The organism is Paenibacillus tabacirhizosphaerae (assembly GCF_040812395.1).
In the GTDB taxonomy this organism is placed as follows: Bacteria; Bacillota; Bacilli; order Paenibacillales; family NBRC-103111; genus Paenibacillus_E.
Window position 1 is genome coordinate 290,473 of sequence record NZ_JBFNXH010000001.1, and the last position, 24,454, is coordinate 314,926.

Consider the following 24,454-nt stretch of genomic DNA (forward strand, 5'->3'; position numbering starts at 1 on the left):
AGAAGAATTCCCGCTAAAAGATGTAATGACTGCTCTCCGTAATGAGTTACCAAGTTACCGCATTCTGCGTATCTGAAAGTTACTTGCCGTTCGTTTTGTTAGACTCCTCTAGTCCAGCACTTCGCTGTCAAACACCTGAGCGCGCTGCAAATAAGCTCTCAGCGGCATGTACGACGCTCCGGTCCAGAAGCTCGAGTCCCCGACGAGCTCGGCGGCATCGTCGCGCGCCTGCTCCATGGTCTCGAAGTCGACCATCATATCGGCAATGCGGAACTCCGGCAGCCCGCTCTGCTTCGTGCCGAAGAAATCCCCCGGTCCGCGCAGCTCCAGGTCGCGCCGCGCGATTTCGAAGCCGTCGGTCGTATCGGTCATCGCCTTCATGCGCTCCTTACCGACCTCCGTCTTCGGGTCCGCGATGAGCACGCAGAAGGACTGGTGCTCGCCGCGTCCGACCCGCCCGCGCAGCTGGTGCAGCTGCGACAAGCCAAAACGGTCGGCGTCGTAGATGACCATCAGCGTAGCGTTCGGCACGTCCACGCCGACCTCAATGACCGTCGTCGAGACGAGCGTATCCACGTCGCCTTCTTTGAAGGCGCGCATGATCGTCTCCTTCTCCAGCGCGGTCATGCGTCCATGCAGCAGACCGATCCGCATCTGCGGAAAATGCTGCTGCAGCTGAATGTGGACGTCAATCGCGTTCTGCACGTCGAGCTTGTCCGACTCCTCGATGAGCGGACAAATGACGTACGCCTGCCGTCCAGCCGCTACCTCGCGCTGGATGAAGCCGAGCACACGGTCCAGCATGGCATGCTGGACTGAGTAGGTCTTGATCGGCTTGCGGCCCTTCGGCAGCTCACGCAGCGTCGACACGTCCATGTCGCCGAACGCCGTAATCGCCAACGTCCGAGGGATCGGCGTTGCCGTCATCGTCAGCACGTCCGGATTCATCCCCTTGCGCCGCAAAATGCTGCGCTGATTTACCCCAAAGCGATGCTGCTCGTCCGTCACAACTAGACCGAGCTGACGGAAGTATACGTCCTCCTGGATCAGGGCATGCGTGCCGACAAGCACGTCGATCATACCCATCTGCAAGGAGGCCAGCAGATCCCGCCGCTGACGGTCTGTAGAGCTGCCTGTCAGCAGCGCGACCTGCAGACCGTAGGACACAAAAAGCTTATCGAGCGAGCGCTTGTGCTGCTCGGCGAGAATTTCCGTCGGCACCATCAGCGCGCCTTGGTAGCCGGCTTTCACCGTCGCGAACAACCCGATCGCCGCGACGATTGTTTTCCCCGCACCGACGTCACCCTGCAGCAGCCGGTTCATGCTGTACGGCTCCTGCATATCGTGCAGGAGCTCGCCCACCACCTTCTTCTGCGACTCCGTCAGCTGGAAGGGCAGCGCGCGCACGAAAGCGCGGACAGCAGGCAGATCCACCTGCTGTTTCACCCCGTCCGCGCGGCTGCGGGTCACCGCGCGGTAAGCCTGCAGCTTGAGCTGGAAGAGAAACAGCTCCTCATACACCATGCGCCTGCGCGCCTGTTTGCCTTCCTCTACGCCGCTTGGCGTATGGATGACCGCCAGAGCTTTGCTGCGCGGCATAAACCCGTACCGACTCGTAATCGTCGCCGGCAGCACTTCACGGATAAGGCCGCTGTACTGCGTCAGCGCCTGCTGAATGACCTTGCGCATCCATTTCTGCGTCATCGCGCCCGCGACTGAATATACCGGCTGCACGGTGCCGGTTTTGGAAGTACCCTGTCCGGGAAACTCCGAGTCGGACACGCTCATCTGCCTGCGTTTGCCATCCCACTTGCCCGTAAGCACAATCTCCTGCTGGGGCCGCAAGCGGTCCTTCAGGAAGTGGCGATTGAACCACACAGCCGTCAACAGAAACTCATCGACCATCACCTTGCAGGATAATCGGGATTTGCCACTGTATCGCTGGAGCACCGGCTCTCCGATGATAACGCCCTGCACTGTAACCCGGTCGCCATCCTTCACACTGGCTAAGTCGCGAACAGTGTAATCCTCGTAACGAAAAGGCACATATTCGAGCAAATCCATAACCGTAAAAATGCCCATGGCATTGAGCTCAACTGCTTTTTGAGCGCCAACGCCATGGACTTCGCGTACTTCACATTGATTCAAATCCATCGTGCTACACCGTACCCACGAAAGCTGCAATCGTTCCTGGACCGGCATGTGCGCCAATCACAGGCCCAAGCGTAATATAGTCCACATGCTGCACGGCAAAGTGCTGCATGATACTCACGCGCAGCTGTTCCGCGCCTTCCAAATTATTGGCGTGCGCAATATGCAGCGTATGGATGCCGCGGCCGGATAAATCCGCCCCCAGCAGCTCCAAAATACGCGCAATTGCTTTTTTATGACCGCGTACTTTATCCGTAGCCGCAACCTCGCCCTCCGCATCAATCGAAAGAATCGGCTTGATGTTCAGCAGAGCGCCGAAAAGAGCGGAAGCTTTGCCGATTCTTCCGCCTTTTTGCAAAAATTCAAGCGTGTCAACTAAGAAGTAAATATAATAGTTCTCTCTTACTTTTTGCACAAGCTGCAAAATCTGTTCCACGCTTTGCCCGGCTCTCGCCGCCTCCGCGGCTGCGACCACAAGCGCCCCGATCCCATAGGAAGCAGAGCGGGAATCTACGACATGCACCTTCCCGTCATTCGCCTCCAGCATCGTCGAGGCCAGCAAAGCCGACTGATACGTACCGCTGAGCGCGGAGGACAGATGAATCGAGATGACTTCGGTATCCGGCTCTTCCAGCAACTTCTGATATAACTCCAAAAACTCAGCCGGCGAAGGCTGCGACGTTTTTGGAAAATGCGAAGACGTCTTCAAAATCTCGTAAAATTGGTCCGACTGCAAAGTTACCGTGTCCAAGTACTCATCTTGACCAAAATGAATTTTGAGCGGCACCATCTCTATATTCAGTTCTTGTCTAATCGCGAGTGGAATGTCAGCCGTGCTGTCTGTTACGATTCGAATATTTTTCAACGGGGCTCACCCATTTCTAATTTTACTCAACGGAGAATAAGTACGTATACAGAGGCTGTCCGCCCGGGTGAAGCTCCACTTCCATGTCGGGATACATCTCGTGAATGAAAGCTTCCAATTCCTCCGTCTCTTCCTCTTTCGCATCTTCGCCGGTAAGGATAGTGACAATTTCATTGCCTTCCTCAATCATTTCCTGCAGCAGCTTCTTGCAAGCGTCTTTCAAGCTAGGCTGAGAACTGACAATGCGGCCGTCCTGAATGCCAATAAAATGACCCATCTTAATGTCAATGCCGTCCATGTTCGTGTCGCGCACCGCATAGGTGACCTGCCCTGATTTGACTCGTTTCAGCGATTCGTTCATCGCTTTCTCGTTAGCCTGCGCATCGGATTTCTCTTGGAAAGCAAGAATCGCCGCCAGCCCTTGCGGAATCGATTTGGACGGAATGACGACGATCGTCTTTCCTTCCACAAGCTGTGCCGCCTGCTGCGCCGCCAAAATAATGTTGGAGTTGTTCGGCAGCACGAAAATCGTTTCCGCATCGATACGCTCCACCGCATTGACAATGTCCTCTGTGCTAGGGTTCATCGTCTGGCCCCCCGACAACACCACATCGACGCCAACGCTGGTTAAAATATCCGTGATGCCTTCGCCAAGAGCGACCGCTACAAAGCCATAAGGCTTGCCTGCTAAAGCTGAGTTCGCTGTCTCGGCGCCTTCCAGCTCAGGAACTGCGTAAGCATCCGCGACATCTTCCAAAATATGTGAATGCTGATCGCGCATATTTTCAATTTTGATCCGGCTCAAAGCGCCGTAATTCATGGCCTGGTTCATCACTTCACCTGGGTATTCAGCGTGAATGTGCACTTTCACAAGCTCATCGTCAGCGACAACAAGCAAGGAATCACCGAGCTTGCTTAACTGGTCGCGAAACTTTTCTTCGTTAAAGGTCAACCCCTTGACTTTACCAGACTGAATCGTCAACATAAATTCCGTGCAATATCCGAACTCAATATCCTCGGTTGCCAAGTGGGCTTGCGCCGGCAAATGCGCATGCGCTTCCTTCGTCACATTGATCGCAGGCACAATAGAAACCGAATCCAACGTTGTATCCATGGTGGCATAATCCTCAGAAGCATCAACTAGACCGCCATTCAGAGCAGTTACAAAGCCTTCATAGACGCATACGAGACCTTGTCCCCCTGCATCCACTACGCCAACCTGTTTGAGCACAGGAAGCTGCTCAGGCGTTCTGGCAAGTGCTTCCTTCGCTTTACTCAGAACCTCTTGCATGAAATCGAGCAAGTCTCCGCCGCGTCTGTACTGCATAGCATGCTTAGCCGCTTCCTTCGAGACGGTAAGAATCGTTCCTTCTACGGGTTTAACAACAGCTTTGTAAGCTGTTTCCACACCTTGCTGCAGCGCTGACGCGAACTGCTGCACATTCACCGATTCCAGGTCGTGAACATGCTTCGCGAAACCGCGGAACAGCTGTGATAAAATAACGCCTGAGTTCCCTCTTGCGCCCATCAGTAAACCTTTGGACAATGCGTCAGCTGCTTTCCCAATATGAGAGGATGGCTTCTTTTTCAGTTCCTCCACGCCGGAGGTGATTGTTAAATTCATGTTGGTGCCTGTATCTCCGTCAGGTACGGGGAACACATTCAGTCCATTAACCTTATCGACATTTCTGCGCAGGTTATCCGCACCCGCCAAGACCATGGCAGTGAAGTCATTTCCATTTATTGAAATAAAGCGCTTACTCAAAGCGATTCTCCTTCCTGGGTTACCGGGCTTTTACTTAGCTACGCGAACGCCTTGAACAAAAATGTTCACATCGTCCACCTGAAGTCCTACAACATCATTCAAAATATATTTAACCTTCGTTTGGACGTTGCCAGCGACCACGGATATTTTCGTTCCATAGCTGACAATAATATAGAGATCAATTTCGATTCGTCCATTATCCCGACGCACTTCGACACCGCGGGTCAAATTATCCCGGCCCAGCAGCTCGGCAATGCCGTCTTTCAACTGCTTTCTGGTCGCCATGCCAACAAGCCCATAACAATCCAAGGCAGCCGATCCTGCCAGCGTTGCAATCACTTCATTCGTGATGAACACTTTTCCATATTCGGTAGTAAGCTCAATTGACATTTTTCAACAACTCCTCAGAGCTTTCCAACGGAAAGCTGGCTACGTAAACGTTCCTTTTGTATGGCCTTATGTAAAAGATTATAGACTAATCTTCATTGTACTATAACATACTAAATAAATAAACGGCAAAAATGCAGGTAATTCGTTGACTAGGCTCATCGCGCTATGATATTATATCTAAGTGTGTTTTGGCTGGTTATATAATGTAAATGTATGAAACCAAGTCTAAATTTGAGGAAAGCTGTCATGTCAAGCTTAGGCTTGCCACCCAGGCTGCTTTGTATACTGCCGAAGGAGGTGTCAAACATGTCCCGCAAATGCTTTATTACAGGTAAAAGTCCAGGCACTGGAAATCACGTGTCCCACGCTAACAATAAAAACAAGCGTACTTGGGGAGTTAACGTTCAAAAGGTTCGCATCCTCGTTGATGGTAAACCGAAACGTGTTTACGTTAGTACTCGTGCGTTGAAGTCCGGTAAAGTGACTCGCGTTTAATAGCGGCAAGATAGACAAAAAGCACCTTACCGGTGCTTTTTTTTGCTTTTCTGGATCATGCAAGCGCTATGTGTTTGCTTAGTTTTTACTAAACGTATTAAGAACGGCCTTCACGAATCCACCCAAAAATCTTGGTAGTTTGATTGTGTAGAACTTCATACTCTACCCCTCCTCAGAGTTTTGCCAGAAAACTTACTTCGTAAGCTCAGGCTTCTCAGGTTGCATAACTGCTCCCAGCATCGTTACATCAGTATATGCCCGGACCGTAAAAAAGTGCCTTCTATTTACTGCTCCCTTAAAAATTGCTTCCAGAAAGCAAAAAAAGCTACAAGAGCGAATCTCACTCTCGTAACTATATGTATGCGGGTTCTATGAGGATATGCCCATCTGCGTGTAAAGCGCAAAACCTAAGCTGAAAATAAAGTATAGAAGGACAGACAACACGATAAACCACACGCGCAGCGACGTTTGCTCATATCGGCGAAAAAATCGGATACCCGCATAGAGGGCCCCTAGGGAGAACAAGAATTTCGACATGTCATGTATGTTCGTATACAGCGTTAGCAGAACTCCACAAATGATGCTGTAGATGAATAGCCAGACAATCCTCATCGTCTCACGCCCCTTCTATCTATCCGCGAATCCGGCTTATCGCCTCGGCGCGATTCGGCTGGCCGAATACAGCATTGCCGGCAACCAGCACATCCGCTCCGGCTTCCGCCACCTGGCGTGCAGTCACCTCATTAATACCGCCGTCGACTTCGATATGAAGCCCATGAAGCCCTTTGGCATTCGCTTGCTGACGCAGCGCGCGAATTTTGTCCAGCATGCCGGGAATAAAGGCCTGCCCTCCGAATCCTGGATTCACCGTCATAATCAGCACCAAATCCAGCTGTTCGTCCAGCACATGCTCAATGAGCGAGATCGGCGTTGCAGGATTGAGTACGACACCGGCTTTCACGCCGCTTTGTTTGATGAGATGGAGCGTTCGATGAAGATGCGTACAAGCCTCCACATGAACGGAAATCAAATCTGCCCCCGCTTTGACGAAGTCAGGAATATAACGATCCGGCTGTTCAATCATCAAATGAACGTCAAGCGGCAGCTTTGTGATGGGGCGAATCGCATCCACCACTAACGGGCCAATTGTAATGTTAGGCACAAAATGGCCGTCCATCACATCCACATGAATCCAATCCGCTCCACCCTGCTCCGCTTCCTTAATCTCTTCCCCAAGCTTGGAGAAGTTAGCTGATAAAATAGAAGGCGCCACGTATACCATCTTCGTTAATACCTCCTCTTCCGATCTTTCATTTCTATAAGAAATAGTAAGTAGTGCTCATAGCGTGATGCCGCGATCGTTCCTTCGGCTACACCTTCGCGCACTTTGCAGTTCGGCTCATGCTGGTGAAGGCAGCCTCTGAACTTGCATCCTTCAGCTACCGCGGCAAATTCCTTAAAGCAGCTTCCCAGTCCCTCAACTTCAATCTCCATAAAATCAAGCTGGCTGAAACCAGGCGTATCCGCCACGAAACCGCCTTCCTCCAGCGGAAGCAGCTCAACATGGCGCGTCGTATGCTTGCCTCTGCCCAGCCGCTCGCTGATCGCGTTCGTTTCCAGATCAAGCCCGCTGATCATTTCATTCAGCAAGGAAGATTTTCCCACGCCAGACTGGCCGGCAAACACGCTGACCGTTCCCTTCAAGCGCTGCTGAATCGCTTCTACGCCTTCATGCAGCTTAGAGCTCGTGGTCAGAATATCGTAGCCGATTCCCGCATAAAGCCTGCTAATGCGTTCCAGTTCGGATAGGGTCATCTCTTTGGGTCTAGCGGAATCGCCTTCCGTGAGCAAATCACTTTTGGTGAAGCACAGCAAAACATCAATGCCTGTATTCTCAATATGCGTAAGAAATTTGTCCAGCAATTGCAAATTCAAGACGGGCTCCGTCACCGCGAATACAAGCACAACAAGGTTTACATTCGCGATCGGAGGCCGAATGAGCTCCGAAGTGCGGGGGAAGATCTCAGTAACCGTTCCTTCCCCGTTCTCCGTCAACTCATACATCACTTGATCCCCGACAAGCGGGGACACGTTCTTTTTCTTGAAAACCCCTCTTGCACGGCAAGTAATCGTGACGGCCGTACGAAGATCCGCCCCTTCAGGCAGCACGTAGTAATACCCGCTTAATGCCTTAACAATACATCCTTGTGGCATTAATTGCCTCCTCCAGCATTCGGTTTGGAGTTGGTTCCGCCGGTTTGCGCTTGACCGTTTCCATTGCCGCCAACTGGAATCGCCCCGCCAGTGTTTTGCTGCTTAGGCGATGCGCTCGGTGAAGCGGATGGGCTAGGCGATACATTCTTTCCATTTTTTTGATCCAGATAATCTTGGTAGGTGCGGGTAATGGAATTCACCAGGTTGTCGCCTTCTTTAATCAAAATAACCGCTTTTTTATCGGGAGAAACGATAACTTTCACATCCAAGTTTTGCGGTTTTGTCACTTTTTCCGTTTTATATTCGAAATTCTCGTATTGAGCGTCGCTGACAACGATTTTGAACTCGGAATCCTTGCCTTCCGTCGTCGGTTTAACAGGGATGCTCACATTCAATTGCCCCGCGTCCTCCGGCAAACCGTCGCTGATCGCTAACGTAATTTCAGTGCCTGCCGCTACGTCCTGATTTTTCTTGAAAGGAAATTGATCAATGACCTTCCCTTTAGGCTGCTTATACGTTTTTTCACGCGTGATCCCATTCGCAGGCAGCTTCAAATTCAGCTTGGCGATTTGGTCTTTGGCTTCCTTTTCGGTCATGCCGACCAGATCAGGCATTTTGAACGTTTCCTTCGCTTTGCTGACGGTAAACGTGATCGCAGCCTTTTCCAACTCAAATTCTTCGCCAACGAGCGGAACCTGCTTTTGAATCATATCCGGCGTATCTTCCGTCGTTCCCTGCGCGATCATGATTTGCTCTTCCTTTATGCCGAGCGCCTGAAGCTTCAGTTTGACATCCTTGAGCGGCTGTCCCACGAAATTCTCCATTCTAATCTTCGGAGCGCCCTCGCTGACATAGAGCGTGACTTTCGTGCCGACATTCATCCGCACCCCGCTGGGGTCTTGCCGGATGACGGTATCCTTCGGCAGCTTGCTGCCTTTTTCATACTGAACAATACTGCTCAATTTGACAGCAGTCAATTCGGCTTGGGCCTGCGTCAATGGTTTATTTTCGACATTCGGCACCTCGACGGTTTCGATCGCGAACATGCCTTTGACATAACCGACTGCATACCACATGCCGCCAAGTATGATGAGGAGAATGACGATCCACACGATCGGCTTAACCCATCCCTTACCCTTCGCAGGAGGAGATTCCTCCCGCCAGGAAGGCTTCTCGAACTCCTCGTCCTTGAACTCCCCGAGCTGATTCGGGCGAATCGCCGGCATGACCAAGGTGCGCTCTTCATCCATACCGTCCGCATCCCAAAAAGCGACTTTCGCTTCATTTCTGCGGTCAGGGCTGAGACAAGTGTCCAGATCGGCCATCATCTGCTTCGCCGACTGATAGCGTTCCTCTGGCTTTTTGCGCATCGCCTTCAAAATAATGTTTTCTACGCTTTGCGGAATCAGCGGATTCACCTTGCGCGGATCCTCCACATCCTCCTGCAAATGTTTAAGCGCCACGCTAATCGGACTTTCCCCAAGAAAAGGAAGTCTGGCAGTAAGCATTTGATACATGACGATTCCGAGCGAGTACAGGTCGGACTTCTCCCCCGTATTCGTCCCTTTCGCATGTTCTGGCGAGAAGTAGTGCACAGAACCGACAACAGAGCCCGTTTGCGTAATCGTAGATGAAGTCGCCGCTCTGGCGATACCGAAATCTGTCACCTTGACGCGCCCATTTTTGCCGATCAAAATATTGTGCGGTTTAATGTCGCGGTGAATAATTTCATTATGATGCGCGTGATCCAATGCATCCGCAATTTGACTGGCAAAATGGACTGCATCTTCAACTTGCAAGGGAGCCTTCTCCTTGATGAGATCATTCAAGGTCGTACCCTCAATATATTCCATAACGATATAATGGACTTCGCCTTCCTGCCCGACGTCATAAATGCTGACGACATTCGGATGAGATAGTGAAGCGGCTGCTTGAGCTTCTCTGCGGAAACGACGTATAAACTCTTCGTCGTGAACATACTGCTGACGCAGCACTTTCACGGCGACTTTACGATTTAAAAGCAAATCATGCCCTTTGTAAACCAAAGCCATGCCGCCTCCGCCGATCCGTTCCAAAATTTCATAGCGGCCTCCAAGCTTTCTACCGATCAACTCTCATCACCCCTTTTCTTCGCCCTCATCATTATCGTGAGCAAGCAAAACAACCGTTACGTTATCGTCTCCACCGGCATCAAGCGCGCGATTAATTAATTGTTCTGCCGCTTCTTCCAAGTTCTCATGCGATTTAACAATTTGCCAAATCTCGCTGGAATCCACTAATCCGCTGAGTCCATCCGAGCAAATCAGGATCGTCTCGCCCGGACGCCAGGCATACTCGTACAAATCCACTTCAACACCAGGCTCCGTGCCAAGCGCCCGAGTAATCCAGTTGCGTCTTGGATGATGGTCCGCTTCCTCAGGCGTAATCTGCCCGTTCTTGACAAGCTCATAGACGAGGGAATGATCTTCCGTGAGCTGTGTAATGGACTCGCCGGCAATTTTGTACGCACGGCTGTCGCCGATGTGCCCGATAATAAGCAACTCCCTCGAAGCGATGATCGCCACAACAGTCGTTCCCATCCCATGATAGTTTTCCCCTTGCGAGGCAAACTCATAGATGCTCTCATTCGCCTTCTCAATAGCTTGCTTCAACGCTTGTTTGCATGCATCCACGGGCATTCCCCAATGGATCGTTTGCAGTTGTGCCTCAATGATTTCAACCGCCATTGTACTAGCGATATCTCCCGCTTGATGCCCTCCCATGCCATCGGCAACGATCGCTAGAGAGAGACCATTCAGCCCATGATGAATGGCGGCACGGTCCTCATTAACTAAGCGGACCTTGCCGATATCGGTACGGCTCACCATCTTCATCCCGATTTCACCTCATTACTTGCTCTCCATATGCTTAGCCCGAAGTTGTCCGCAGGCGGCAGCAATATCGCTGCCTTGTTCACGGCGTATGGTCGCATTAATTTTGCCCTTCTCGAGAATGCGTTGGAATGTAAAAATATCATCTCTCGGTGTGCGCTTAAAGTCCCGTTCAGCCACAAAGTTGACAGGGATCAAATTCACGTGGCTAAGCGGCATATCCTTCAGCACGCGCGCAAGCTCTTCCGCATGTTCAGGTTGGTCATTGACTTCCCCCATGAGCGCATATTCAAATGTAATCCGTCTTCCTGTTTTGGCTATGTAGTATTTGCAAGCTTCAACTAAATCCACAAAAGGAAATCTCCGGTTAACCGGCATCAGTTTGGAACGAAGCTCATCGTTCGGCGCATGAATCGAAATCGCCAGATTTACTTGCAAATTCTCATCGGCAAACTTGTAAATGTTCGGCACAATCCCGCTCGTCGATACCGTAATATGACGCTGGCCGATGTTAAGGCCCTTCGGATGAATCATGATGCGCAGAAAATTCATTGTCGCTTCATAGTTCTCGAATGGCTCGCCGATCCCCATGATGACAATCGAGGAAACGCGTTCCTGCTTTTCATCGAGCAGCTTTTGCGCTTTAACCACCTGGGCGACAATCTCGCCTGGTCTTAGGTCGCGCTTCAGCCCGCCGAGCGTGGACGCGCAGAACGTACAACCGACGCGGCACCCTACCTGTGTCGTTACGCAAATACTGTTGCCGTAGTTGTGCTTCATGACAACGGTTTCGATCGCATTCTTATCTTCCAGCTCGAACAGAAATTTAACGGTGCCATCCTGCGACTCGTATTTAGCGATTTCCGTCAGGGTAACAAACTCAAATTGCGCCTTGAGCTTATCGCGCAGCGTCTTCGGCAAGTTCGACATCTCATCAAAGCTAAACACCCGCTTGATATAGAGCCAATCAAAGATCTGGCCGGCGCGGAACGAGGACTCGCCGTTTTCTTTCACCCAGTTTTGCCACTCATCCCAGTTTAAATCGTAAACAAATGGTTTTTCTTTCACGTATGGCTTCATCGACATATTCATCACAACCTGTTGTTATTTCGTATATTTATATTGCTAATCCTATCTATTTTATCACAAAGAGGAGACGAACACACGTCCCCGTGCTGCGGGCAACTTTTTGGCAGAGGCATAGTCAGGCAGCCTCTTCGCATGAAACGGATTGAAACACGTTAACGCGGCCACTTAAGCCGTTTCCGCACGTTAACGAGGAAAAACGCGCTTAAACTCTCGGCGGCTCACTACGAGCGCTTGCACAACCGCGCGATGAAAAATCCATCCGAATGGAACTGCTGCGGCAAAATTTGCACCATGCCGGCAGCAGCAGCCTGCGGATCAATGCCGACAAATGCCGCTTCCGGCAGCGCACCCAGCGCAAACTCGCTGTGTTCCGCGAGGAAGCGCTCGATCATGCCCTCGTTCTCGGCGTGCTCAATCGTGCACGTGCTGTACACCAGCACGCCGCCCGGCTTAAGCAGGCGGTGAACTTGGCTGAGGATAGCGTACTGCAGCTCGCTAATCTCAGCAATTTCAGCCTCCTGCTTGGCCCACTTCAGATCCGGCTTGCGCCGGATCACGCCCAGCCCCGAGCAGGGGGCGTCAAGCAGAATGCGGTCAAAGGATTCCGCCGCAAAATGCTCTGTCAGCTCTGCCGCATCCATAACAAGCGTCTGAATGGACGAGAGTCCCAGACGCTCCGCCTGATCGGCGATCAGCTTCTGCTTGTGCTCATGCAGATCACAAGCCCAGATCTCGCCCCTATCATCCATCTTCTCGGCGATATGGGCGGTCTTACCGCCCGGGGCGGCGCAACAGTCCAGCACCTTCATGCCTGGACGCGGATCAAGAGCTTCGGCGACGAGCATCGAGCTCTCGTCTTGAATCGAGAAGTCCCCCTGCTGGAAGCCGGGGGCTAACGCCATGTTCCCGGCCCCTTGCACAAGGATGCCGGCCGGGGCCAGCTCTGACGCTTCCGCGCTAAGACCGCTCGCCCGCAGCTGCTCCAGCAGTTGCAGGCGGCTGTGGCGCCTCGCATTCGCGCGAATGCTCACGTGCGGCGGCTCGTTGTTCGCCGCACAGATCTGTTCCGTCAGCTCAGGGCCGAGCTGACGGATCCACCGGCGCACAAGCCATTCCGGATGGGAATGGCCCAGCGCGATGCGCTTCACGTCGCCGAGCGCAGCCGGCAGCATGAGCTCGTCCTTGCTGCGAATAATTGCGCGCAGCACGCCGTTGACCATTCCCGAGATGCCCTGGTGCCCTCGGCGCTTCGCGATATTGACCGCTTCGCTCACGACCGCATGGTCGGGGATGCGATCCAAATAATGCAGCTGATAAAAACTAAGCCGCAGTAAACATCTTACCCACGGCTCCAGCTTCCCAAGCCCTTTGCTTACAAAGCGCTCCAGAAAAAAATCGATTGTATTTTTACGTCCGATCGTGCCATAAACAAGCTCTGTCGCAAGTCCCGCATCTGCACGATCAAGCGCGTGCTTTTGCAGCGTCTGATGCAGCAGCAAATTGCTGTACGACTGATCCTCTTCCACCCGTATCAACACGTCGAGCGCAGCATCGCGAGCAGAACGCTTAACAGCGCTGCTCTTCGCAGCGCTTGAAGAAGACTTTGGAGCAGACGACTGAGAAGGCGTTTGCGGTTTGTTTGCTGATCCGCGGTGCGGACGGTTTGGTTTTTGCGTAGACAAATCCGATACCTCTTTTATTTAGTTAATAACCGTTAATGGCCAAATACCGTATTATCGGGTATTTTAACCCCTCGGATGAACTCGGAAACAGGCAGCGCTTTTTTCCCTGAAGGTTGAATTTCGGTAAGCCACAATGTGCCGTCCCCTGTCATGACCTCAAGGCCAAACTCGTTGCTGTTCAAAACAGTTCCAGGAGCAGGCGCATCCCCATTTGTTTGTACAACGCTGCGGCTTTTCGGCTGATCTCCCTTCGGATTCGCGCAAGCCCATACTTTCATGACGTCTCCATTCCAGAGCGTGTACGCGCCCGGAAACGGATTCAAGCCGCGAACTTGATTCCAAAGTTCCACAGCGGAACGCGACCAATCGATCAGTTCGTCATCCCTGCGAATGTTCGGCGAATACACCGCGTCGGCTTCATTCTGAGCGACAGCCTGGATGCTTCCAGCCAGCAAATCCGGCAGCGTTCGCTTCAACAGGTCCGCTCCGGCAACGCTCAGCTTTTCAAACATCGTTCCGGTCGTATCGCTATCCCCGATCGTCACTTCTACTTTAGAGATCATATCGCCAGTGTCCAAACCTTCGGCCATGTACATAATCGTGACGCCTGTCACCTGTTCACCACGAAGTATCGCATGATGAATAGGGGCTCCGCCACGGTATTTCGGCAGCAGCGACGCATGAATGTTAATGCATCCATACTGCGGCAATTCCAAAACCGATTTAGGCAGAATTTGACCATAAGCAGCCGTCACGATCAAGTCCGGCTTCAATTGTCGCAGCACCTCAACCGAATCGGCATGGCGCAGCTTCTCCGGCTGAAGCACCGGTATACCGTGTTTCTCCGCTTCGACCTTCACAGGCGGGGGCGTCAAGACGCGCTTGCGCCCTTTCGGCCGATCCGGCTGTGTCACCACGGCTATTACGTTATACCCTTCATCAAGCAGCAACTGCAAAGAGGGTACCGCAAAATCAGGTGTGCCCATGAAAATGATATTCACTCGGAATCTTCCTCTTCATCGCTTGTGTAGGTTTTGATCGCCAGGTCTGTAAACAAAACGCCGTTCAAGTGATCGATTTCGTGGAAAATACAACGCGCCAGCAGCTCTGTGCCGCTAATTTCAATCGGATTGCCATGACGATCTTGGCCTTTCGCCGTAGCCTGAAGCGGTCTGCTCACATCGCCGCGCAGCCCTGGAATGCTCAAGCATCCTTCCGGCCCTGTTTGCTCACCACTGGAAGCGATCACTTCCGGATTGACCATCTCGATCAAACCGCCGTGTTCATCACCGCAATCCATCACAATAACGCGTTTCAAAATACCGATTTGCGGGGCAGCCAAACCTACGCCTTCCGCATCGTACATCGTATCTGCCATATCATCGAGCAGCTTATGAAGATTGGAATTAAATTTAGTTACCGTGATTGCCTTTTCCCGCAGTACAGGATCCGGATCTTTAACAATAATACGAATAGCCATAACGTGCACCTACCTTTGAAGTCTTCTCTATTATTTATGCGTTACATCAAATATTGCGGATCAACATCGACGCTAATGAGCAGTTTTTCCTTCGCCGAGCGCTCCTCAAACCATTGGACGGTTCGGCCAACAAGCTCTGAAGCCAGATCATCCCCCCGATATTTTACCACGCATTGGAATCGATATCTATCCTTGATTCGGGAAATCGGTGATGCTACGGGCCCTAATACGTCCATGAAGAACGATTCCGGGGAAGCCAGCGTGTTCGTAAACAAATCAAGCTGCTTCTCCGTTTGCTCCTGCACCATCTCCTTGAGCCTCGTCACAAAAGCCTCCGCAGACCGTACTAATAAGGGGACCTGTTCATGAGAAAAGGTAATAAGAATCAGCCGCTGATAAGGCGGATAACCCAGATTCGCCCGTATATCCAGCTCATGTCTGGCAAAAGAGATATAATCATGCTGGCTGGCGCATTGCACGCTGTAATGCTCGGGCGTGTACGTCTGCACGAACACCTCTCCTAACTTCTCATGGCGGCCAGCTCGTCCGGCGACCTGCGTCAACAGCTGAAAGGTCCTTTCCGCCGAACGGAAATCAGGCAAATTCAGCACCGTGTCAGCCGCTATTACGCCAACGAGCGTTACATCCGGAAAATCCAACCCTTTCGCCACCATTTGGGTGCCTAGCAGCACATCAGCCTGCTTATCGCGGAACATCGTCAGCCACTTTTCATGGGAGCCTTTCTCAGTTGTCGTATCCACATCCATCCGAATCACCCGAATGCCGGGAAATAACTTGCCAAGCTCTTCTTCGACGCGCTGCGTCCCCGTCCCGAAATGACGGATATGCTCAGAGGAACAGTTCGGACATTCCGAGACCTCGCGCTCGGCGTAACCGCAATAATGACAACGCAGCATGCGGGAACTCTGGTGGTAGGTAAGCGAAATATCGCAGTGCGGACATGTCGAGACGAACCCGCAGGTACGGCACATCACGAACGTAGCGTAACCGCGTCGATTCAGCAGCAGAACCGTCTGTTCTTTCTTGTGTAACCGTTCTTCAATCGCTTTATACAGGACTTTGCTGAACATGGATCGATTTCCATTCTTCAGTTCTTCCCGCATATCCACGATTTCAACAACCGGAAGCGGTCTGCCGGCAACCCTTTCACGCATTGTCAACAGCCGATAAGGCGGCTTTTGCGCCTCTTTGCGTTTCATCGTTTTCTGCATGCTTTCCAAAGAAGGAGTCGCAGAACCAAGCACAACCGCAGCATGATGCTGCTTCGCTCTTTGAACCGCAACATCCCGCGTGTGATACTTCGGGCTTTCTTCCTGCTTATAGGAGGATTCGTGCTCTTCATCAATAATAATAAGACCAATTTGCGTAAAAGGAGCAAAAATTGCCGAACGTGCTCCGATGACCACCTTCACCTGCTTACGGGTGATTTTGCGCCACTCATCATAGCGCTCCCCATTCGAAAGCCGGCTATGCAGCACAGCGACTAAATCGCCGAATCTTCCCTTGAAACGTTCTACCATTTGCGGCGTTAATGAAATTTCGGGAACAAGCACGATCGCTTCTTTCCCTTGGTCCAAACATTGCTGAATCGATTGCAGGTACACTTCCGTTTTCCCGCTGCCCGTCACTCCATGCAGTAAAAAAACCTCGTGACGCTGCTCAGCGACAGCGCTGCGAATTTCCGAAAAGACGCTGCTCTGCTCCTCCGTCAGAGGAAGCGGCTTTGTCCTTGCGAACGCGCGCCCCGCATAAGGGTCGCGCATCACTTCAACTTCGCGCAGGTCGATCCATCCGCGGTCAGCCAAACTTTTGACCGTGCCGGCGCCCACCTGCACGGCTTCCATCAGCTCTGTGAGCCGGATGGGATACGGATGCTCCATAAGATAACGCAGCACGTCCTGCTGCTTATTAGCTCTGGCGGGCAGTTCTACCAGAGCTTCTTCCAGTCCGCTGCCGTCATCCGGCGGGAAAACCGTCAGCGCTTTCTTCGTCGTCATCCGGTCTTTGACCATCTGCACTTCAGAAAGAATACCGCTGGCCAGCAGTTGTTTGATGAGCGCACCGTCGTGCTCGAAACGCTCCATCAGCGTCTCGAGCGGTACAGTCCCTTTTGTCCGCACGAAAGCAACAACCTCTCGCAAATCCGGCAAATCGAGCAGCGACTGCTCGCCGGACTCATCGCCTAGCTGAATCGCACGCTCGTACTTCGCCTTGAGAGCCGCTGGAAGCATGGCTTGCAGCGCAGTGACTTCGTGGCACAAGTACGTGCGGCTTACCCAATGAGCCAGTCCTACGAGCTCAGCTGTCAGAGGCGGAACCAGATCCATGATGCTCTGTATCGGCTTGACGCGCTTCACATCCACCTGCGTTTCCTTATGCAGCTCAACAACAAAACCTTGCAGCACCCGGGGACCGAATGGCACACCGACACGGCTGCCAACTTCGACCCATTTGCGCAAGGCTGCGGGAACTTCATAGTCGAACGCCCGATTCGTTTGCTTCGCCGGGACATCGACAATGACTTTTGCGTACATTCACATTCTCCTTAAAGTTTTCGTTAGAAAACTATCTTCGTAAGCATAAGCTTAAAGTTTTCGTTAGAAAACTATCTTCGTAAGCATAAGCTTAAAGTTTTCGTTAGAAAACTATCTTCGTAAGCATAAGCTTAAAGTTTTCGTTAGAAAACTATCTTCGTAAGCATAAGCTTAAAGTTTTCGTTAGAAAACTATCTTCGTAAGCATAAGCTTAAAGTTTTCGTTAGAAAACTATCTTCGTAAGCGTAACCTTAGAGGCCGACATCCTTTGCGGGCCGCATGCGTTCTGCCGCCAATACAAGCAGCCTCCGTGCAACCTCTCGCTTGCTCTGTACAGGCAGGGCTTCCACAAGCCCGTTACGATCAAAAATACGCACAACGTTCGTATCCCCGCTAAAACCCGCTCCTTCTTGAGATACATCATTTCCAACGATGAGATCGCAATTTTTGCGCTGCAGCTTGTCGAGTGCATGCTCGTCCAAACGTTCCGTCTCGGCCGCAAAGCCAACTACGAACTGCTCTGTTTTAAGCGTGCCGATTTCCTGCAAAATATCAGGATTTTTGACCAGCTCCAAGGTCAGCGAGTCCGCTTTCTTTTTCATCTTTTGCTCCGCAACGACCGCAGGGCGGTAATCGGCAACGGCAGCCGCTTTAATAATAAGATGACTGGCATCCAAACGGGATAAAACAGCCTCCCTCATATCTAATGCCGACCTCACGGGAACGAGATCAACGCCTGCGGGTGCAGGCAGCGCAGTAGGTCCGGACACAAGTGTAACTTGTGCCGCACCTAGCCGCACCGCTTCTTCCGCAATCGCGTAGCCCATTTTGCCTGACGAATCATTCGTAATGTATCGGACGGGATCGATGCGCTCCACTGTGCCTCCTGCCGTCACAAGTACATGACGCCCTTTCAACGGGAGCTCGCCGCTAAAGTGCTGCTCAATCGCCGCCAAAATTTCCTCAGGCTCAGCGAGTCGCCCTTTCCCTACATAACCGCAAGCTAACTGCCCCTCGCCAGGCTCGATAAAGCGCACGCCACGGCTGCGCAGTGTCTGCATGTTCATCTGCACCGCCGGGTTGCCATACATATGCACATTCATGGCAGGCGCAACCCAAATTGGGGCCATCGTCGCCAGCAGCGTCGTGCTCAGCATATCATCGCCAAGTCCCAGCGCCAGCTTGCCGATCATATTAGCCGTCGCAGGCGCAATCAAAACTAAATCAGCGCTGTCCGCCAAGTTAATATGCGAAACGACAGAAGGATCTTTTTCATCAAACGTATCCACAAATACATGATGACGCGATAACGTCTGGAACGTCAGTGGGGCTACGAATTGGACTGCAGATTTCGTCATAATGACTCGCACCTTGGCCCCAGCTTGCGTCAGTTTACTCGTGAGCGCGGCTGCCTTATAAGCGGCAATGCCACCGCACACGCCAAGCACGATCGTTTTGCCGTGCAGATTCCCCATGGAGCATCCCCCTAAGAGCTTTCCTTTAGGAAAGCTATCTTCGTAAGCATAAACTGAGCTTTCCTAAAGGAAAGCTTTCTTCGTAAGCATAAGCTGAGCTTTCATCGCAACCTACCGATTGGAAAAAAATAACAACCACTAGGGTTGTTGGATAAAGCAGTTATTTCACGATCTCTTTTGTCTCAATTTTCTCATAACCAATGTAATTGCCGTACAATTCTTCAAGAGCAACCCCTACTTGCTTATGGGATTTTTGACCTCTCAAATCGGATTTGGCACCGTCACGCAGCGATCTTGCTCTTTTGGAAGCAGCGACAACAAGGGAATACTTGCTGTCCACGATATCAAGAAGCTTGTCAATTGAAGGATATAACATTTACTTCACCTCATCTATCCATTGTATGATTTTGGGATACATCCGATCTTTTTTGCAATGCTCAGCATCCAGAATCGCTTGAATTTTGGAACAAGCATGTTCGACACGGTCATTGACGATGGCGTAGTCATAGTGCTCCATCAAACGAATTTCATCCAAAGCGACCGACATGCGGCTGCGAATGACTTCATCTGTTTCCGTACCTCGTGTTACGATTCGGTTTTGAAGCTCATCCAACGAAGGCGGCAACAAGAAGATAAACACACCTTCCGGAAACTTCTGTTTCACCTGAAGCGCACCCTGGACTTCAATCTCCAAAATAACGTCTTGGCCGCCACGCAGTGTATCCTCTACAAAACGACGTGGCGTTCCGTAAAAGTTACCCACATACTCCGCCCACTCCAGCACCTCATCGGTATCGATAAGCTGCTGAAATTGTTCCCGAGTCTTGAAAAAATAATTCACGCCATCCACTTCCCCTTGTCGAGGAGAGCGGGTCGTAGCCGAAACAGAGTAAACAATGTCCGGTGAACATTTGCGCAGCGCTGCGCAAACGGTTCCTTTGCCAACACCGGAAGGACCCGACAAAACAATCAAAATGCCTCTCTCACGCTCAAGAGTGTTCGTATTACTCGTCATGATCATCGTCCTTGTTGGAAAGTCGATGTGCTACCGTTTCTGGTTGTACCGCCGACAAAATCACATGATCGCTGTCGGTAATAATAACGGCACGGGTTCTTCTACCATATGTAGCGTCAATCAGCATGTGACGATCACGCGCTTCTTGAATGATCCTCTTGATCGGAGCCGATTCCGGGCTAACGATCGAGATAATGCGGTTCGCCGATACGATGTTCCCGAACCCGATATTAATTAATTTGATAGCCATTCAAACTTTTCCTCCTCGCAAAGCCTCATGCCGCTTCACTCGATATTCTGTATTTGTTCTCTCATCTTCTCAAGCTCTGCTTTCATATGAATCACCCTCGCCGTCAGCTCGGAATGATTCGCTTTGGAGCCGATCGTATTCACTTCACGATTCATTTCTTGAATGAGAAAGTCGAGCTTGCGTCCTACAGGCTCCTGCTCGGTAAGCAACCCGTCGAATTGCTGAAAATGACTTTGCAGCCGAGTCAGCTCCTCATCCACATTCGAACGATCCGCGAATATCGCGACTTCCATAGCCAGACGCTGTTCATCGATGGATGTCTGCTCCTGAAGGAGCGACTGAATTCTGCTGCTTAGCTTAGCAGCATGATCCTGAACGACCTGCGGCGCTAAATCTTGCAATTCCACATGAACTCGCTTCAGTTCAGCCAAACGCTCATGAAGGTCATCTGCCAGAAATGCGCCTTCACGCAGCCGCATCTCAGATAACTGGGCAACCGCATCCTGCAGGCAGGCGCAAAGTTCCTTTTCGAATTGTTCGTCAGGTTCTGTACGATTTTCCTTCATCTGAACGAGATCGGAAAGCCTGAGCAAATCTTTGAGCTCCACGTTGCCAGAAAAGCCATAGCGCATCTTCAACTGCTCAGCGGCTTGCAAATACGCATCAGCTAAAGCGAAATCTACCGTCACGCTTTTTGAACTGGCAGCCTCGCGTTCCGTTGTGACAAAGACATCCACGCGTCCCCTCTTCACAGACCGCAGCACGGTTTTTTTCAAAGAATCTTCAAAAACCGCCCATTCCTTTGGCAAACGCAAAGCAACCTCACAATATCTATGATTGACCGATTTCACATCGATAAACACCTTGTAACCCGCAAAAGAACGATTCGCTTGTCCGAATCCGGTCATACTGCAAATCATCCCTGATCACATCCATTACCCTATTTTAATTCATTTTGAAAGTGGGTACAAGTGGAAATCATGGCGATTCGACTTTTCCCATACATACTTTGTCAAGTCTACGCACATCTCATAGAGCAGGAAAGGAGTCATTAAATAGATCCCATTAAAGAGCGGCATCGCAGCATCCAGCAGTTCTTTGGCGATTTCCACGCCCATAGCGCGGCCTTCTTCGCCTTTGAGACCGTTCATGCGTCCTCTGACTTCATCCGACAGCTGAATGCCCGGAACCTCATTATGAAGGTACTCGGCATTTCCTCCGCTGGCCAAAGGCGCAATCCCTATGAAAATAGGAACGTTTAAGTGCTTGGTAGATTGATAGATATGCTCAATGAGCTTCGCATCGTAGACAGGTTGCGTCATAATGTAATCCGCGCCAGCTTCGATTTTCCGCTCTAGCCGCTGAACGGCTTTATCCAGATGTTTGACATTCGGATTAAAAGCAGCGCCGACGATGAAATTTGCTTTCTGCTTCAATGGCTTGCCCGAGAAGGCAATGCCTTCATTAAGCTGCTTGATCATCCGGATAATCTCAAACGAAGTGAGATCGTACACGGAGCTGGACCCCGGCAGATCGCCGAACTTGGCGGGATCGCCGGTCACGGCCAGCACATGGTCGATGCCCAGCGCGTGGAGCCCCATGAGATGGGACTGCGTCCCGATCATGTTGCGGTCGCGGCACGCGATATGAATCAGCGGACGCGCGCCCAGCCGATCCTGCACGAGATGGCCGAGGGCAAGATTGCTCATGCGCGTCACCGCCAGCGAATTGTCGGCCATCGTAATGGCGTCGACATGCGCGTCCTGCAGGGCTTTCGACCCCTGCATGAATTTGTCGATGTCGAGATCCCGCGGGGGATCCAGCTCGACAATGACGGTTTTGCGCTGCTGCACGATATCCAGCAGCGTGGGTTTCACTGCGGGCGGCGCAGGCATCGCCGGCGCCGGTTCGTTCACGCGCACAACTTCAGTGTGCGCGGTGGCGGCGCCAGGCGCCGCCGGGACGTAGCCGCTGAGCGCTTTCGCGACAGCGGCGATGTGTTCCGGCGTCGTGCCGCAGCAGCCGCCGATGATGCGCGCGCCGAGGTCAGCGAAGCGAAGCGCGCTCTCGGCGAAATACTCCGGCGTCGCCGCATAGGTATAATGCCCGTCGACGTAGTCGGGCAGCCCGGCGTTCGGGAACGCGGAAAACGGTACGCCAGGGAGCGGCGCCAGCTTCTCCATCGAACGGAGAATCCCGTTCGGACCGACGCGGCAGTTGAAGCCAATCACGTCGGCGCCAGCGTCGCGCAGCCGTTCGAATGCTTCCTGCAGCGGAACGCCGTCCTGCGTGCTGCCCGTACCTTCGTTGGCAAACTGGCAAATGACCGGCAGTGCGCTCATGCTGCGAATGATGCGGAGCGCAAGCTGCAGTTCTTCCAGATCATAAAAGGTCTCCAAAAGCAGTCCATCTACCGGCGAATCCAGTAGCACCCCAATCTGCTCCTGCAGCGATTGCTCCACATCTGCAGTTCGCACATTTTTGCGTTTTCCCGCACGAATCGAGCCTATCGCACCAACGACATAGGCTTCGCTGCCAACGGCTTTCCGTGCCAACTCAACGCCTGCGCGGTTGATCGCCTCCACATCGCTTTCCAATCCATACTTGGAGAGTTTCTCGCGATTCGCCGAAAAGGTATTCGTCTCAATAAGACGAGCACCTGCCTCAAAATAGCGGCGGTGCACGTCAGCAACCTTTTCCGGTTGCAGCAAATTCAATTCTTCATATGAAATGCCGACAGGAAATCCCATCTGATATAAGTAAGTCCCCATCGCGCCGTCACCGGTCAAAATTTCCTGCTGCAGCGCTGTACGAAGATCTGATTTCATGATAAACTCCCCATTTACTAAAAAATGTAGTTATACTGTATCACAAAACCAGCCCAATATTAAGCAAAACGTTTTATCAATTATTTTGATACAGAAACTGTCCCTTTGAACACTTCTTCCGCAGGTCCTGTCATGTACACGTGATTGTCCGCCTCGTCCCACTCGATGAAAAGATCTCCACCCTTGAGCGACACTGTTGCCTGGCGATCTGTCAGGCCATTCAGCACAGAAGAAACGAGCGTAGCGCAAGCGCCTGTTCCACAAGCAAGTGTCGGTCCCGCTCCTCTTTCCCACACGCGCATGTCTGTGTATTCACGATTTTTCACCGTTACGAATTCCACATTGATTTTGCGTGGGAACATTGGATGAACTTCCAGCTTAGGTCCCCATGTGGCCAAATCAAAGTTCACCGCATCGTCTACGTAAATCACACAGTGAGGATTACCCATCGAAACCGCCGTGAACCGGAATTCTTTTCCATCGACTTCAATCGGATAGTTAATCACTTGCGCTTCGTCGACAGTTGTTGGCACTTGCAGACCGCTGAGGATCGGCTGGCCCATATCGACACGTACGGTGACTACCTTGCCACCCTGCACATTGAGCTGCACTTTTTGAACGCCAGCACCTAACGTTTCAATTGTGATCTCTTCTTTGTTAATCATTCCATGATCATACACATATTTGGATACGCAACGAATCGCATTGCCGCACTGCTCCGCTTCGGAACCATCCGAGTTGATAATGCGCATTTTGAAATCGGCGTTATCTGAAGGAAGAATATATACTAACCCGTCGGCGCCAATGCCGAAGAAACGGTTGCAAAGTTGGATCGCAAGCTGATCTACACCTGCAGGAAGTTCTTTTTCACCAGCGACTACGATAAAATCATTGCCTAGACCATGCATTTTTGTAAAATTCATTGTATACAGCACTCCTACTATATGTTTTTGCCAATATCATAGCGTAAAAGCGCCAAAATGCATAGTGCTTCATACTAAATGGTTAACGCTAAGCGGATGAATGCCCGTATTTCCGCTTATCCTTCGCCTCAGACCAAATGCCGACCCCTTTCTGCAAACGCAATTGAATACTTTCCGACCTTTTGCAGATAATAGTTTTCGTTGGAATCCCATCCCAAGAGGAGGTGCTGGATGAAGCACATCGTGAGAGATCATGTGGCAAGTGAAGCTGGAATTTCAGAATTCCAAGCTGAGAAGGCCGTCGAAGCCGTGGTTGATTATTTCAAAACAAGACTTACCGTGGAAGTTAACAACGAAATACAAGGCGTTTTATTTGGTGAAGATCGCCATGATAATGACTAACCCCC

At 51.5% G+C, this 24,454-nt stretch carries 24 protein-coding genes; 2 read left to right on the forward strand and 22 right to left on the reverse strand.

Annotated elements, in window-relative coordinates; translation table 11 throughout:
- Positions 1-108 precede the first annotated feature (108 nt).
- The 4 genes from recG to ABRS97_RS01360 are packed head-to-tail and all read right to left on the reverse strand — an operon-like array spanning position 109 to position 5,171.
- Positions 109-2,154: an ATP-dependent DNA helicase RecG gene (gene recG, locus ABRS97_RS01345; protein WP_367811095.1), complete on the reverse strand. Its 2,046-nt coding sequence runs from the start codon at positions 2,152-2,154 to the stop codon at positions 109-111.
- Between the two features lie 4 nt (positions 2,155-2,158).
- Positions 2,159-3,016 (reverse strand): DegV family protein, encoded by an 858-nt coding sequence (locus ABRS97_RS01350; protein WP_367811096.1) that lies wholly within the window; start codon positions 3,014-3,016, stop codon positions 2,159-2,161.
- Positions 3,017-3,038: 22 nt separating this feature from the next.
- Positions 3,039-4,781, reverse strand: a complete 1,743-nt coding sequence (locus tag ABRS97_RS01355; RefSeq protein WP_367811097.1) for a DAK2 domain-containing protein — start codon at positions 4,779-4,781, stop codon at positions 3,039-3,041.
- A 30-nt stretch (positions 4,782-4,811) separates the two neighbouring features.
- Positions 4,812-5,171 (reverse strand): Asp23/Gls24 family envelope stress response protein, encoded by a 360-nt coding sequence (locus ABRS97_RS01360; protein ID WP_367811098.1) that lies wholly within the window; start codon positions 5,169-5,171, stop codon positions 4,812-4,814.
- Between the two features lie 306 nt (positions 5,172-5,477).
- On the opposite strand from ABRS97_RS01360, the gene rpmB reads away from it, so the two are divergent.
- The gene (gene rpmB / locus ABRS97_RS01365) at positions 5,478-5,666 is read left to right on the forward strand and encodes a 50S ribosomal protein L28 (protein ID WP_235121848.1); all 189 of its coding nucleotides are present in this window, start codon (positions 5,478-5,480) and stop codon (positions 5,664-5,666) included.
- Between the two features lie 78 nt (positions 5,667-5,744).
- On the opposite strand, the gene spoVM is transcribed toward rpmB, so the two are convergent.
- The 18 genes from spoVM to dapF form a co-directional block, all read right to left on the reverse strand.
- Entirely contained in the window at positions 5,745-5,825 is an 81-nt protein-coding gene (gene spoVM, locus ABRS97_RS01370; RefSeq protein WP_036634233.1) for a stage V sporulation protein SpoVM, read from the reverse strand.
- A 210-nt stretch (positions 5,826-6,035) separates the two neighbouring features.
- Positions 6,036-6,278 carry a hypothetical protein gene (locus ABRS97_RS01375; protein WP_367811099.1) on the reverse strand — a complete coding sequence of 81 codons (243 nt, stop codon included), beginning with the start codon at positions 6,276-6,278 and terminating at the stop codon, positions 6,036-6,038.
- A 19-nt stretch (positions 6,279-6,297) separates the two neighbouring features.
- Positions 6,298-6,948 carry a ribulose-phosphate 3-epimerase gene (rpe, locus tag ABRS97_RS01380; protein WP_367811100.1) on the reverse strand — a complete coding sequence of 217 codons (651 nt, stop codon included), beginning with the start codon at positions 6,946-6,948 and terminating at the stop codon, positions 6,298-6,300.
- Between the two features lie 5 nt (positions 6,949-6,953).
- A complete protein-coding gene (gene rsgA / locus ABRS97_RS01385; protein ID WP_367811101.1) occupies positions 6,954-7,880 on the reverse strand; it encodes a ribosome small subunit-dependent GTPase A in 927 nt (308 codons plus the stop codon).
- Positions 7,880-9,991 (reverse strand): Stk1 family PASTA domain-containing Ser/Thr kinase, encoded by a 2,112-nt coding sequence (pknB, locus tag ABRS97_RS01390; RefSeq protein ID WP_367811102.1) that lies wholly within the window; start codon positions 9,989-9,991, stop codon positions 7,880-7,882. Before pknB ends, rsgA begins: the two co-directional genes overlap by 1 nt.
- 6 nt (positions 9,992-9,997) lie before the next feature.
- Entirely contained in the window at positions 9,998-10,753 is a 756-nt protein-coding gene (locus ABRS97_RS01395; protein ID WP_367811103.1) for a Stp1/IreP family PP2C-type Ser/Thr phosphatase, read from the reverse strand.
- A 15-nt stretch (positions 10,754-10,768) separates the two neighbouring features.
- On the reverse strand, positions 10,769-11,836 hold the full coding sequence (gene rlmN / locus ABRS97_RS01400) for a dual-specificity RNA methyltransferase RlmN (protein ID WP_367811104.1): 1,068 nt from the start codon (positions 11,834-11,836) through the stop codon (positions 10,769-10,771).
- 224 nt (positions 11,837-12,060) lie between these two features.
- Positions 12,061-13,521, reverse strand: coding sequence for a 16S rRNA (cytosine(967)-C(5))-methyltransferase RsmB (gene rsmB, locus ABRS97_RS01405; RefSeq protein WP_367811105.1), 1,461 nt, complete (start codon positions 13,519-13,521; stop codon positions 12,061-12,063).
- Between the two features lie 32 nt (positions 13,522-13,553).
- Positions 13,554-14,522 (reverse strand): methionyl-tRNA formyltransferase, encoded by a 969-nt coding sequence (gene fmt, locus ABRS97_RS01410; RefSeq protein ID WP_367811106.1) that lies wholly within the window; start codon positions 14,520-14,522, stop codon positions 13,554-13,556.
- Positions 14,519-15,001 (reverse strand): peptide deformylase, encoded by a 483-nt coding sequence (gene def / locus ABRS97_RS01415; RefSeq protein WP_367811107.1) that lies wholly within the window; start codon positions 14,999-15,001, stop codon positions 14,519-14,521. Before def ends, fmt begins: the two co-directional genes overlap by 4 nt.
- Before the next feature lie 41 nt (positions 15,002-15,042).
- The gene (gene priA / locus ABRS97_RS01420) at positions 15,043-17,556 is read right to left on the reverse strand and encodes a primosomal protein N' (protein ID WP_367811108.1); all 2,514 of its coding nucleotides are present in this window, start codon (positions 17,554-17,556) and stop codon (positions 15,043-15,045) included.
- Positions 17,557-17,807: 251 nt separating this feature from the next.
- On the reverse strand, positions 17,808-19,031 hold the full coding sequence (gene coaBC, locus ABRS97_RS01425; RefSeq protein WP_367811109.1) for a bifunctional phosphopantothenoylcysteine decarboxylase/phosphopantothenate--cysteine ligase CoaBC: 1,224 nt from the start codon (positions 19,029-19,031) through the stop codon (positions 17,808-17,810).
- A 160-nt stretch (positions 19,032-19,191) separates the two neighbouring features.
- Complete coding sequence (gene rpoZ / locus ABRS97_RS01430) at positions 19,192-19,407, reverse strand: DNA-directed RNA polymerase subunit omega (RefSeq protein WP_367811110.1); 216 nt, start codon at positions 19,405-19,407, stop codon at positions 19,192-19,194.
- Positions 19,408-20,046, reverse strand: coding sequence for a guanylate kinase (gene gmk / locus ABRS97_RS01435; protein ID WP_367811111.1), 639 nt, complete (start codon positions 20,044-20,046; stop codon positions 19,408-19,410). It lies immediately after the preceding gene.
- Complete coding sequence (gene remA, locus ABRS97_RS01440) at positions 20,036-20,296, reverse strand: extracellular matrix/biofilm regulator RemA (RefSeq protein WP_009672664.1); 261 nt, start codon at positions 20,294-20,296, stop codon at positions 20,036-20,038. The genes gmk and remA overlap by 11 nt, the downstream gene beginning before the upstream one ends.
- Positions 20,297-20,331: 35 nt before the next feature.
- A complete protein-coding gene (locus tag ABRS97_RS01445) occupies positions 20,332-21,216 on the reverse strand; it encodes a YicC/YloC family endoribonuclease (protein WP_367811112.1) in 885 nt (294 codons plus the stop codon).
- Positions 21,217-21,246: 30 nt separating this feature from the next.
- Positions 21,247-23,124: a bifunctional homocysteine S-methyltransferase/methylenetetrahydrofolate reductase gene (locus tag ABRS97_RS01450; RefSeq protein ID WP_367811113.1), complete on the reverse strand. Its 1,878-nt coding sequence runs from the start codon at positions 23,122-23,124 to the stop codon at positions 21,247-21,249.
- An 80-nt stretch (positions 23,125-23,204) separates the two neighbouring features.
- Entirely contained in the window at positions 23,205-24,047 is an 843-nt protein-coding gene (gene dapF, locus ABRS97_RS01455) for a diaminopimelate epimerase (RefSeq protein WP_367811114.1), read from the reverse strand.
- 231 nt (positions 24,048-24,278) lie between these two features.
- On the opposite strand from dapF, the gene ABRS97_RS01460 reads away from it, so the two are divergent.
- Complete coding sequence (locus ABRS97_RS01460) at positions 24,279-24,449, forward strand: hypothetical protein (RefSeq protein ID WP_367811115.1); 171 nt, start codon at positions 24,279-24,281, stop codon at positions 24,447-24,449.
- Positions 24,450-24,454 lie beyond the last annotated feature (5 nt).